This window comes from Mycobacterium sp. NGS54 (assembly GCF_059812465.1).
Map to the genome: position 1 here is coordinate 103740 of NZ_JCALCS010000010.1, position 12038 is coordinate 115777.

The following is a 12038-nucleotide window of genomic DNA, read 5'->3' on the forward strand; positions in this document are numbered from 1 at the left end:
TTCTGGCCAACTGTACCGATCCCCGGGGCAACCGACCACCTTCACACCGGGCGGGTCATTCCTCCACGGTGACCGGGATGGGCTGGTATCGGGTCCGCACGGTGCCGTCGGCGTCGGGAGCCCCGGCGCCGGACTCGGCGCCGACACCGCCGCCGGGCGGCCCGTCGGGTGGCGGTTCGGTCGAGCGGTCGATGTCGTTGACGATGCCGCGGATCACCTCCAGCAGGGCGATGCTGTGGTCGGCGATCACGGTGAGCAACGGGTGCTGCTCACCGGTGGCCAACGCGGCCAGCGCGCACACCGGGCACCACACCTGCTGGCACTTGCCGGTCCCGACGCCGCCGCCGGCCGTCAAAGCCGCCGCCGTTCGCACCGCCGGGTCGATCCCGTCCAGGATCGCCTGGGCGAGCCGGCGCAGCTCCGGACCGATATCCGAATGAGCCCCACTCACTTAGGCCACACCTCCGGATCCGGTTGAAAACGAACAGTCAGCTCACCGCCCCGCAGGTGCGCGTCGAGCACCGTGCAGCGCCGCAGCACAGACGCCAACCGAACCCTGCGCCGCAGCCCTCCGGCGCTGATGATCAGGTCGTCGTCGACTCGGCCCAACGAAAGTCCTCCGGGATCAAGTTGGGGCAACGTTAGCCGCATACGGTATATCGACCCAAGCCCCGATCCCGATTCGAGGTCCACGACGGGCCGCAGCGGACCCGGCGGCGCCGTCCCGCCGCGCCGGCGGGCGCTGTCGAGCAGTGCGCCCAGCGCCTTGGGGCCGATCGGCTCGCCGGACAGGTGCGGGGTAAGCACCAGCGCCACATCACCGATGGTGGCGTCGAGTTCGTCGAGCACGACGCGTTGTTCGGCGATGCGCTCGGCGTACCAATAGAAAGCCGGGTGCTCGGGCAGGTTGCGGTACTCGTAGGACTCGTCCTCGGTCAGCACCTGGTTGACGATCAGCTCCTCGACCCGCACCCCCATCAACGCCAGCGAACCCAGCGTCCGCACCGCCTCGGCCGCCACCACCCGCTCCGGGGTCAGCACCAGATGCGCGGTGACGAGCTCGCAGTCGGTCAGCAGCTCGCTGAGGCGGTCGACGCTGGCGCTGATGCGCTCCAGCAGCTCCACCATCGCGCCCGAGCGGGCGTCGTCGGCGGCGATGGACAGCCGGCGATGCCGTGGCCAAGCGCGTTCCACGTAGAGCCCGAAGGTGGCCGGCAAGGTCAACATGCGCAACGCATCCGCCGTCGAGGCGCAATCGACGACGATGCGATCCCAGCGTCCCGAGGCGGCCAGCTCGCCGACGGCGTAGAGGCCCAGCACCTCCTGGACGCCCGGCAACGCCGAAAGTTCTTCGGGCGCAATGGTGCTCAACTCGGAATCGGGAAACCGCCCATCCAACGTGCCGACCACGTCGTGCCAACGGTCCTCCAGCAGCGCCAGGGTATCCAGCGCCAGCGCGTCAAGGAACCCACCGCCCGCCTCCGCGTCATCGGCGAGCACCCGCACCAGCTCGACCTGGCCGCTGGGCGGGACCGGGACGCCGAGCACGTCGCCCAGCGAGTGCGCCTGGTCGGTCGACACCAGCAGTACTCGCTGTCCCGTGCCCGCGTCACAGACCGCGGTGGCAGCCGCCAGGGTGGACTTTCCTACCCCGCCCTTCCCTACGAACAGGCTGATCCGGGCCGGGGTTGCGCTGGACTCACTCAGCCTCGACTCGTTTCTTCAGTTCCTTCAGGGCGGTGTCGGTCAGCCGCCGTTCGGCCTTTCGCTTGAGCATTCCGATCATCGGCAGGGACAGTTCGACCGAGAGCTCATAGGTGACGTCGGTGCCGGATCCCTTGGGCGCCAAGCGATACGAGCCCTCGAGCGAGCGCAGCAGCGAGCTGGAGATCAGGGTCCAGCTCAGCGATTGGCGGTCCTTGGGCCACTTATAGGACATCACCATGGTGTCCTTGATGATGCCCGCGTCCATCACGAATCGCACCGTCTTCGGGTAGCCGTCGGCGCCCCGCTCCTGCACCTCGGCTTCTTTGTATTCCGAGATCCACTCCGGGTACGAATCGATGTCGGCGATCACCTCCAGGACCGTGCCCGGATCGGCGTCGATGTGGATGGTCTGCGTCGTCTTCTCCGCCACCTGGCTGATGCCCTCTCTCCCGCGAGCGAGTAGGCCCGCCATCGCAGGACTACCCCGGCCTTCGGGGCGAAACGGTACTCCTACCGCCCGACCTTGATCCGGTTAAGCTACCGGAGAAACGCCGACCGGACGCGACCGTTCCGCCGTCCGTTTGACCTCGAACGCCATTTTCTTGCCCGCCACCCGACGGCGGTGCGTCATCTTCGCCAAATTCAACTTTGCCAGCTGCCAGGCCGCCACACCGCTGGGCTCGGCGTGCAGGAAGTAATGCAGCACCACCCCGTCCAGCGACGGCTCCAGCCAGATCTCCATGGTGCCGGTCAACGCGCCGGTGACCGTCCACCGGATCCCCTTCTCGGCGCGGTCCTCGACGACCTGCAGCCGCAGGTCCGGCCACCACCGGCGCCAGCTCGACGGGTCGGCGACCGCGGCGCCCACCCGCGCGCCGTCGGCGGCGACAAACGTCTGGTCGGCGATCTGAATGCTGTTCACCGCCATAGCTTCACACACCGATCCGGATCACCGGTACGCAGGCGCTCGGGCCGCAACCGCGGCCGCCGCCCGACAGACCTCCGCCATGCTGCGCGAATTCGCGGATTAGGCTGGGCCACAGCAAGCCGGCAGGCAACATCACGAATCCAATCGAGGTCTTTCAGTGCGTGAGTACAGCGTCCCCGCCCGGTTCACGGTCGGCGACCACGAAAACGTCGCGGCCATGGTCTTCGAGCACGAGCGCGACGACCCCGGCTTCGTCATTTACCAACGGCAGATCGACGGGGTTTGGACCGACGTCACCTGCGCCGAGGCGGCCAAGCAGGTGCGCGCCGCGGCGCTGGGCCTGATCTCGCTCGGCGTACAGGCCGGCGACCGGGTGTCCATCTTTTCGGCCACCCGCTACGAGTGGGCGATCCTGGACCTGGCGATCCTGTCGGTGGGGGCGGTCACCGTGCCGATCTACGAGACGTCCTCGGCCGAGCAGGTGCGCTGGGTGCTGCAGGACTCGGGGGCGGTGGTGGCCTTCGCCGAGACCGACGCGCACGCCGCGATGGTCACCGAGCTCACTGCCGAGCTGCCCGAGCTGCGCCGGGTGCTGCACATCGACGGGTCGGGCCCCAAGGCGCTCGAGCAGCTCGCCGAGGCCGGCGCCGAAGTGGAGCCGGCCGAGCTGACCGCCCGACTCGAGGCGCTGCGCGCCGCCGACCCGGCCACCCTGATCTACACCTCGGGCACCACCGGGCGACCCAAGGGCTGCCAGCTCACCCATTCCAACCTGCTCTACGAGAGCCGGGGCGCCAAGGAATGCCTGCCGACCCTGCTGCACGAGGGGCAGCGGCTGCTGGTCTTCCTGCCGCTGGCCCACGTGCTGGCCCGGTCGCTGACCTTGTCCGCGTGCGCGAACAAGGTGACGGTCGGATTCACCAGCGACATCAAGAACCTGCTGCCGATGCTCGCGGTGTTCAAGCCGACCGTGGTGGTGTCGGTGCCGCGGGTGTTCGAGAAGGTGTACAACACCGCCGAGCAGAACGCGGCCAACGACGGCAACGGCCGGATCTTCGCGATGGCCGTGCAAACCGCGGTCGATTGGAGCCAGGCCCACGCCGACGGCGGGCGACCAGGCCTACTGCTGCGGGCCCGGCACGCGCTGTTCGACCGGCTGGTCTACCACAAGCTGCGCGCGGCGCTGGGCGGCGACTGCCACGCGTCCGTCTCGGGTGGCGCGCCGCTGGGCGCCCGGCTGGGCCACTTCTACCGCGGCGTGGGCCTGACCATCCATGAGGGCTACGGCCTGACCGAGACCAGCTCGGCCATCACGGTCAACCAGGTCGGCCACGTCAAGATCGGGACCGTCGGAACGTTGTTGCCCGGCAACAGCATGCGCATCGCCGAGGACGGCGAGCTGTTGGTGCGCGGCGGCGTGGTGTTCAGCGGCTACTGGCACAACGAGCAGGCCACCCGCGACGCCTTCACCGACGGCTGGTTCAAGACCGGCGACCTCGGCGCGCTCGACGAGGACGGCTTTTTGAAGATCACCGGCCGCAAGAAGGAGATCATCGTCACCGCCGGCGGCAAGAACGTCGCGCCCGCGGTGCTCGAGGACCAGCTGCGGGCGCACCCGCTGATCAGCCAGGCCATGGTCGTCGGCGACGCCAAGCCGTTCATCGGCGCGCTGATCACCATCGACCCCGAGGCCTTCGGCCCCTGGAAGGAACGCAACCACAAACAGGCCGACGCGTCCGTCGGCGATCTGGCCACCGACCCCGACCTGTTCGCCGAGATCGACGCCGCCGTCAAGAACGCCAACCAGGCCGTCTCGCACGCCGAGTCGATCCGCAAGTTCCGCATCCTGCCGGTCGACTTCACCGAGGACACCGGCGAGCTGACGCCGACGATGAAAGTCAAGCGCAACGTGGTGGCCGAGAAATTCGCCGCCGACATCGAATCGATCTACGAGAAGGATTAACCGCTCGCCACACTTAGCCGAGCAGCTCGGCCAGCCGGGCGGCCAGCGTGTCCCAGCGCCACTGGGACATCACCCACTCGCGGCCGGCCGCGCCCATCGCGGCGGCCCGCTCGGGATCGCCCAGCAACTCGGCGACGGCCCCGGCGACCTCGTCCACGGACCGGCCGTCGACCACCAGCCCGGTCTTGTTGTGCCGCACGGTTTCCGGGGCCCCACCCGATAGGCCGGCGATGACGGGCACGCCCGTCGCCGAGGCCTCCAGGAAGACGATGCCCAAGCCCTCGACGTCCATGCCGGCGCCGCGGGTGCGGCATGGCATCGCGAAGACGTCGGCCAGCGCGTGGTGGGCGGGCAGTTCGGCGGCCTGCACGCCACCGGTGAACGTCACATGCTCGGACACACCGCAATCGGAGGCCAGCTTGCGCAGCGCGTCCAGGTACGGCCCGCCGCCGACGATGACCAGTGCCGCCCCGTCCACCCGCCGCCGGATCGACGGCAGCGCCTTGATCAACGCGTCCTGACCCTTGCGCGGCACCAGCCGCGACAGGCACAGCACCGTCGGCCGCTCGCCCAGCCCGTAACGGGCCCGCAGCTCGGCGCGGGCGGCCGGGTCGGGCCGGAACCGGTCGGTGTCCACGCCGGGCGGCAGGTATTCCAGCCTCGCCTCGGGTCCGAACGCCGACGCGAAGCGCGACCGGGTGTAGCGGCTGACGAAGGTGACGACGTCGGTGCCGTCGCCGATGCGGCGCAGCACCGACCGCGCGACCGGAAGCATCGACCAGCCGACCTCGTGGCCGTGCGTGCTGGCCAGCACCCGGGTCGCCCCGGCCTGCCGGGCGCGCGGCGCCAGCAACGCCAGCGGCGCGGCCGCGCCGAACCAGACGGTGTCGATGCCGTGCTCGCCGATCAGCCGGCGCATCCGCCCGTCCACCGCCGGGCCGGGCAGCATCAGCGTGCCCGGGTGGCGCATCACGCGGTATCCGGCCGCCGCGGCCGCCTCGTCGAAAGCGTCGGCGCCCTTCCATTGCGGCGCGTACACCAGCACGGAATGCGAGCCCGCGCCCGCCAGCCGGCCGACGAACTCGCCCAGGTAGGACTGGATGCCGCCGGGGCGGGGCGGAAAGTCGTTGGTTACCAGCAGGACCCGGCTCACCTGCGTCAGGCTAGCGGGCCAGCCACTGGTGCCAGTGCACCAGCAGCCCGGCGGGGTCGATGTCGAGGACCTGGTGGGCGGCGGTGGGCACGTCGGTGTGCCCCACACCGCAGCTGGCCAGGTAGAGCTCGCGCAGCTTGGGTGCCCCGTAGGTGTCGGCGACGAAGCGGGCGAACCACCACGCGCGGTCATACGCCAACGAGCGCTGCGGCCCCGGCGCTTCCAGATCGCCGTCGGTCGGCAGCGTCAGCGGCACCGGCACCGCGTCGGCGGGCACCGGGGTCTGCGGCCGGGCCACGAAATCGGCCACGCCCTCGGTGAGCCACTGGGGCGCGTCCGACGCGGTGTAGGGGCGCGCGGCGTAGTGAAAAAGCTCGTGCGTCAAGACAATTCGCAGTGCGGACTCATTCATGTTGGCCGCGCCCGGCGCGAACACGATCCGTTGCCCGAGCGCCACCCGGTGCACGGGGTCGACGCGCTCGGCGACCGTCACGGCCGCGATGTCGGCCCACTGCGAGGGCGGTCCCCCGCCGGCGGCGGCGCGAAACTGTTCGTCGGAGCCGGCGGCGAGCACCGTGATCTCGCGCGTCCAGTCGACACCCCAGAAGGACTCCACCGCCTTGATCGCGGCGCCGATGTCGGCCGCCACCCGGGACAGCAACCGGTCGCCGGCCGGGCCGCCCAGGCCCACCAACCGGACGGTGCGATCGCCGACCACCAGCGACTTCGCCGCGGCACCGGCCTGGCTGCGCGCGGGGGTGACCAGCTGCGCGTGTCGCGCCTTGCTGTCGCCGGCCTCGTCGAAGGGCACGGCCGCGGCCACGATCAGCTCGAGGGCGAACACCCAGGCCAGCAGGATCGGCAGCCGCCGACGCCGCCAACCGGAACGATCAGTAGCGACGCGCGTCGTGGATCGGACCCGCGGCATTCATCGGCACCACCCGGACCGGCACACCGTAGGTGGAGGAATGGATCACCATGCCGTCGCCGACGTAGATGCCGCTGTGCGACGCGTCGTTATAGAAGGTCACCACGTCGCCGGGCTGCAGGTCCGACAGCGCCACCGGCTGACCGCCCTGGGCCTGCGCCTGGCTGGAGTGCGGCAGCGAGATGCCGGCCTGCTGGAACGCCCACATCACCAGGCCGGAGCAGTCGAACGCGCCGGGTGAGGCGCCGCCCCACACATAGGACGAACCGACCTGGGTCAACGCCGCCTGCACGACGGTCGCGCGGTCACCGCCGCCCACTCCGCCGGGGCCGCCGGGCGGCAGCATTCCGGGCATGCCGGGCATCATCGCGCTGATGGGCGGACCGTCGCCGGGCGGCGGGGCGCCGGGCGGCAACGCGTCCGGGGCCGGTGCGCCGGGCGGCGGGGCGGCCGCGGGGGCCTGCCCGGGGTCGGCCAGCGCGGTGCGCTGTTGCGGCGTCAGGGAGACGTACTGCGACTTGACGACCGCGATCTGCACCTGCAGCTGGCTCTGCTTGGACTGCAGGCTCGCCCGTACCGCCGCGGCCTGCTCGGCCGCGCTCTTCGCGTCGGCGGCGGACTTGGCGGATGCCTGCTCGGCCTTGGCGGCCTGCTCACCCGCGATGCGGTAATTCGCCATCTGCGTGCGCATCTGGGTCGCCATCAGCCGCTGCACGGCCAGCTTGTCGATCAGGCCCTGCGGCGATGCCGCGGTCAGCATGGCCTCCATGCCGTCGACGCGACCGCCCATGTACTGGGCGGCGGCCAGCTTGTTGACGGCGCCCTGGAAGGCGGCCAGCCGCGCCTTGGCGGAATCCACCGCGGCCTGGTCATCGGCGTGTTTCTTCTCCGCCGCCTGCTGGACCTTGAGCTTCTCGTTCAGGTCGAGCTGTGCGGTGTGCATCGCCTCGGTGGTCTGCTCGGCCTGACGAGACAGCTGGTTGAGTTTCGCCAGCGCGTCTTCGGCCGGATCGGCGCCGGAATTCGTGGCAAAAGCCCCCGCGAAGATGGTCAGGCCCGCTAACGTCCCCAGGGCAGACCGTGTAATGACACGCGCGCGCGGGTACATACAAGCGAACCTCAAAATTGCATCCTTAAACGGCCTTAGGACGGCTTATGCCCGGCACTGCCGGGGCGCCGTCGAGCTAGTTTAGGTCTCAAACAGGTTACGAAACGATATCGACGTTTGTCCAAGCGGGACCGTTAAGAAATCAGAAAGATTTCTGTCATTCGTCTGTGAATGATGGCAATCCCCTAAGACGGTCCACTGGTTTTGGCGCACAAGGCAATTAGGCTACACCGGCTCCCCGGCCGCGATGAATCGGCACGAGCCGCAGCCGCGGCGCCAGCCCGACGTCCGCGAGGACTTCGAGCGCGGCCCGTTCGTCCTGCAACAACGTCTCGGGGACCCCGAGTAGGACGCTGACCACGCAGTCGCGGCAGCCCGGGCCGCGCACCGCGCAATCGTCGCAGTCGATCACCACCGGCGCCGCACCGTCGGGGTGCGTCGTGTCGTCGCGGTATGCCATCAGGTTGCCGTCCTCTCGGTCTGGCGTTGCGAAAGCTCTTGCCCGCACGCTAACCGCGACCACCGACATCCATCGGCCGCTCCCGGCGTGGGATCCCCGCGGCTGTCGGTACACGTGCCTAACGTCGCGGCCATGGGTGCGAGCGGTGCGACTCAGCTGAGCTTCGCCGGCTTGGGCCCGGCCGCCTCCCCCGTCTCGCCCATTGAGGAACTCCCCTTGCGCGAGACCACTTTCGTCGTGGTGGACCTCGAGACCACCGGAGGGCGCACCAAGAGCGCCGACGGCGCGCCGTGCGACGCCATCACCGAAATCGGGGCGGTCAAGGTCCGTGGCGGCGTCGTGCTGGGCGAGTTCGCCACCCTCGTCGACCCGCAGCGCAGCATCCCACCCCAGATCGTGCAGCTCACCGGCATCACGACGGCGATGGTGTGCGACGCCCCGACCATCGACGCCGTGCTGCCGATGTTTTTGGAGTTCGCCGACCTGGACCGGGGGGCGGTGCTCGTCGCGCACAACGCCGGGTTCGACGTCGGATTCCTGCGGGCCGCCGCGCGCAGCTGCGACATCGACTGGCCGCGGCCGCCGGTGCTGTGCACGGTCCGGCTGGCGCGGCGGGTCCTGGGTCGCGAGGAAGCCCCCAGCGTGCGGCTGGCCGCGCTGGCGCGGCTGTTCGCCGTCGCCGCCCAGCCGACGCACCGCGCCCTCGACGACGCCCGCGCCACCGTCGAGGTGTTGCATGCCCTGATCGAGCGGGTCGGCAACCAGGGCGTGCACACCTACGCCGACCTGCGTTCGTACCTGCCCGACGTGACGCCTGCGCAGCGGCGCAAGAAGGTGCTGGCCGAGGGGCTGCCGCACCGGCCCGGGGTCTACCTGTTCCGCGGTCCGGCGGGTGTCGGGCCCCCGCGCAGCTGGGGAGTGCTCTACGTCGGGACCGCCGTCGACCTGCGGCGGCGCGTGGGCCAGTACTTCACCGGCGCCGATCCCCGCGGCCGCATGAAGGAAATGGTCGCCCTGGCCAGCGCCGTCGACCACGTCGAATGCGCGCATGCGCTGGAGGCCGGGGTGCGAGAGCTGCGGATGCTGGCCGCGCACGCCCCGCCGTACAACCGGCGGTCGAGGTTCCCACAGCGGTGGTGGTGGCTGGCGCTCACCGACGAGGCGTTTCCGCGGCTGGCGGCGGTGCGCGCGCCGCGCCACGACCGCGCCGTCGGCCCGTTCCGGTCCCGCGCCGACGCCGCCGACACCGCGGCCGTGCTGGCGCGGTTCACCGGCGCCCGGACCTGCACCGCGCGGCTCGCGCGCTCGGCGCTGCACGGGCCGGCCTGTCCGGATGTCGAGGTGTCGCCCTGTCCGGCGCAGCGCGGCGCGACGGCCACCCAGTACGCCGCGGCGGTGGCGCGGGTCGCCGCGCTGATCGACGGGCTCGACGACGGCGCGCTGGCCGCCGCGGTGCACCAGGTCACGGCGCTCGCCGAGCAACGACACTTCGAAAGCGCGGCGCGGCTGCGCGACCGCATCGCCGCCGCGATCGAGACGCTGTGGCGCGGTCAGCGGCTGCGGGCGCTGGCCGCGCTGCCCGAGCTGATCGCCGCCGCGCCCGACGGCCAGGGCGGCTACCACCTGGCCGTCGTTCGCTACGGCCAGCTCGCGGCGGCCGGCACCGCCAAACGCGGGGTGCCGCCGATGCCGGTGATCGACGCCATTCACGCTGGGGCACAGGCGATCCTGCGAGCGGCGGCCCCACTCGGCGGCGCGCTGGTGGAGGAGACGGCGCTCATCGCGCGCTGGCTGGCCGCGCCCGGGGTGCGCATTGTGCGGGTCTCGGGCGCCTCGGACGACGGATGGGCGTCGCCGCTGCGATCCGCCGGCGCCTGGTCGGGGTGGGCGGCGTTGGCCCGCTCGGCGCGCCTGGCCTCGCAACAGGACCCGGCGCAGGTCGAGTCAGAGCTGCTGGCCGAACCCCACCCATCGCGCGAGCAGCTGTTCGGCCGCCCCGGAGTCGATGGCCGCGCAGGCCCGCCGCAGCCCCTCCTCCCACGCCGGCAACCATTCGGCGCGGCTGGATAGGCCGGCGTGGGCGACGATCGCCCCGGCGGCGTTGAGCACGACGGCGTCGCGGATCGCGCCCTTGGCCCCGCCCAGCACCGCGCGCGCCTCGGCGGCGTTGGCCTGGGCGTCGCCGCCCACCAGCTCGCCCAGCTCGGCTCGGTCGAACCCGAAGCCGGCCGGATCGAACGTCAGCCGGTCCACCGTGCCCGCCTGCACGCGCCAGATCGTGCTCGTGGTGGTGGTGGTCAGCTCGTCGAGCCCGTCGTCGCCGTGCACCACCAGCACGCTGGACCGGCGCGACGCGAACACTCCGGCCATCACCTCGGCCAGGTCGGCGAACGCGCAGCCAATCAAACCCGCCCGCGGCCTGGCCGGATTGGTAAGGGGCCCAAGGAGATTGAACACCGTCGGCACCCCTATCTCACGGCGCACGACCGAGGTGTGCCGGTAGGACGGGTGAAACAACGGCGCGAAGCAGAAGCCGATCCCGACTTCGGCGACGCTGCGCGCGACCTGGTCGGGTTCTGAGTCGATGCGCACCCCGAGCGCCTCCAGGGTGTCGGCGCCCCCCGACAGCGACGACGCCGCCCGGTTGCCGTGCTTGACGACCGGCACGCCCGCGGCGGCCACCACGATCGACGCCATCGTGGACAGGTTGACGGTGTTGACGCCGTCGCCGCCGGTGCCCACGATGTCGACCGCGTCGTCGGGGATCCCCGCCGCGGGCAACGGGCGGGCGTGGCTGAGCATGACGTCGGCCAGCTCGCTCACCTCGGCGGCGGTGGGGATCTTCATCGTCATCGCCACCGCGAAGGCGGCGATCTGGGCGGGGCTCGCGTCGCCCGACATGATCTGGTCCATGGCCCAGCCGGCCTGGCCCCGCGCCAGGTCGTGCCCGCCCGTCAGGCGCCCGAGGACCTGGGGCCACGACCGGGTCCCCCCGGGGGTCTCGGCGGCTTCGGATGACGCGGGCACGCGCCGATGGTCCCACGAGGATCACCCGGCCCCCAACCGTTGCTCCGAGCCGGCCGCCGGTGGCGCCGGAAACGCCGATTCGCCGAATTTCCGACCCGGGTAGAGTTCGACAACTACAAAGCGTCATACTTGCGGATGTGACCAGCGCTGTGGGGACCTCGGGTACTGCGATCACGTCGCGAGTGCATTCGCTGAATCGGCCCAATATGGTGGCCGTCGGCACCATAGTTTGGCTTTCCAGCGAACTCATGTTCTTTGCTGGCCTGTTCGCGATGTATTTCACCGCGCGAGCGCAGGCCGGCGGGAAGTGGCCGCCGCCGCCGACCGAGTTGAACCTCTACCAGGCCGTGCCGGTGACGCTCGTGCTGATCGCGTCGTCGTTCACGTGTCAGATGGGCGTGTTCGCGGCCGAACGCGGCGACGTCTTCGGGCTGCGCCGCTGGTATGTGATCACGTTCCTGATGGGCCTGTTCTTCGTCCTCGGCCAGGGCTACGAGTACTACCACCTGATGTCGCACGGGACGACCATCCCCGGCAGCGCCTACGGCACCGTCTTCTACCTGGCGACCGGCTTCCACGGCCTGCACGTCACGGGCGGTTTGATCGCCTTCATCTTCCTGCTGGCCCGCACCGCGATGAGCAAGTTCACGCCCGCGCAGGCGACGGCCAGCATCGTCGTCTCCTATTACTGGCATTTCGTCGACATCGTGTGGATCGCGCTGTTCACCGTGATCTATTTCATCCGATGAGCCGGCGCTAGACCT

11 protein-coding genes and 1 pseudogene are annotated in these 12038 nt (G+C 70.7%); 3 read left to right on the forward strand and 9 right to left on the reverse strand.

The annotated features are described in order from the left end of the window. Positions 1-55: 55 nt before the first annotated feature. The 4 genes from AC5Y5E_RS28525 to AC5Y5E_RS28540 all read right to left on the reverse strand — a co-directional run bounded on the left by AC5Y5E_RS28525 (position 56) and on the right by AC5Y5E_RS28540 (position 2629). On the reverse strand, positions 56-451 hold the full coding sequence (locus AC5Y5E_RS28525) for a hypothetical protein (RefSeq protein WP_499907057.1): 396 nt from the start codon (positions 449-451) through the stop codon (positions 56-58). Next, entirely contained in the window at positions 448-1707 is a 1260-nt protein-coding gene (locus AC5Y5E_RS28530; RefSeq protein ID WP_499907223.1) for an ArsA family ATPase, read from the reverse strand. The genes AC5Y5E_RS28525 and AC5Y5E_RS28530 overlap by 4 nt, the downstream gene beginning before the upstream one ends. Beyond that, complete coding sequence (locus AC5Y5E_RS28535) at positions 1700-2137, reverse strand: SRPBCC family protein (RefSeq protein WP_499907225.1); 438 nt, start codon at positions 2135-2137, stop codon at positions 1700-1702. The genes AC5Y5E_RS28530 and AC5Y5E_RS28535 overlap by 8 nt, the downstream gene beginning before the upstream one ends. Before the next feature lie 102 nt (positions 2138-2239). Beyond that, positions 2240-2629 (reverse strand): polyketide cyclase / dehydrase and lipid transport, encoded by a 390-nt coding sequence (locus tag AC5Y5E_RS28540; RefSeq protein ID WP_499907059.1) that lies wholly within the window; start codon positions 2627-2629, stop codon positions 2240-2242. Positions 2630-2792: 163 nt separating this feature from the next. Between AC5Y5E_RS28540 and AC5Y5E_RS28545 the strand changes: the two genes are divergently transcribed. Beyond that, positions 2793-4598: an AMP-dependent synthetase/ligase gene (locus AC5Y5E_RS28545; RefSeq protein ID WP_499907061.1), complete on the forward strand. Its 1806-nt coding sequence runs from the start codon at positions 2793-2795 to the stop codon at positions 4596-4598. Positions 4599-4611: 13 nt separating this feature from the next. Here the strand turns inward: AC5Y5E_RS28545 and pimB are convergent, their stop codons facing one another. The 4 genes from pimB to AC5Y5E_RS28565 all read right to left on the reverse strand — a co-directional run bounded on the left by pimB (position 4612) and on the right by AC5Y5E_RS28565 (position 8247). After that, positions 4612-5751, reverse strand: a complete 1140-nt coding sequence (pimB, locus tag AC5Y5E_RS28550) for a GDP-mannose-dependent alpha-(1-6)-phosphatidylinositol monomannoside mannosyltransferase (RefSeq protein ID WP_499907063.1) — start codon at positions 5749-5751, stop codon at positions 4612-4614. Positions 5752-5761: 10 nt separating this feature from the next. Continuing rightward, on the reverse strand, positions 5762-6595 hold the full coding sequence (locus AC5Y5E_RS28555; protein ID WP_499907226.1) for a hypothetical protein: 834 nt from the start codon (positions 6593-6595) through the stop codon (positions 5762-5764). A gap of 46 nt (positions 6596-6641) precedes the next feature. Continuing rightward, positions 6642-7787, reverse strand: a complete 1146-nt coding sequence (gene ripC / locus AC5Y5E_RS28560; RefSeq protein ID WP_499907065.1) for a peptidoglycan hydrolase RipC — start codon at positions 7785-7787, stop codon at positions 6642-6644. 220 nt (positions 7788-8007) lie between these two features. Next, positions 8008-8247 carry a hypothetical protein gene (locus AC5Y5E_RS28565; RefSeq protein WP_499907067.1) on the reverse strand — a complete coding sequence of 80 codons (240 nt, stop codon included), beginning with the start codon at positions 8245-8247 and terminating at the stop codon, positions 8008-8010. A 132-nt stretch (positions 8248-8379) separates the two neighbouring features. Between AC5Y5E_RS28565 and AC5Y5E_RS28570 the strand changes: the two are divergent. Then, a pseudogene (locus AC5Y5E_RS28570) lies at positions 8380-10254 on the forward strand (DEDD exonuclease domain-containing protein); the annotation flags it as partial. On the opposite strand, the gene trpD reads toward AC5Y5E_RS28570, so the two are convergent. Beyond that, positions 10192-11274 carry an anthranilate phosphoribosyltransferase gene (gene trpD, locus AC5Y5E_RS28575; protein ID WP_499907069.1) on the reverse strand — a complete coding sequence of 361 codons (1083 nt, stop codon included), beginning with the start codon at positions 11272-11274 and terminating at the stop codon, positions 10192-10194. The pseudogene AC5Y5E_RS28570 and the gene trpD sit on opposite strands and share 63 nt — an antisense overlap. A 137-nt stretch (positions 11275-11411) precedes the next feature. Here trpD and ctaE point away from each other — a divergent pair, with 137 nt between their 5' ends. Further along, positions 11412-12023 carry an aa3-type cytochrome oxidase subunit III gene (gene ctaE, locus AC5Y5E_RS28580; RefSeq protein ID WP_066913412.1) on the forward strand — a complete coding sequence of 204 codons (612 nt, stop codon included), beginning with the start codon at positions 11412-11414 and terminating at the stop codon, positions 12021-12023. Positions 12024-12038: the final 15 nt, after the last annotated feature.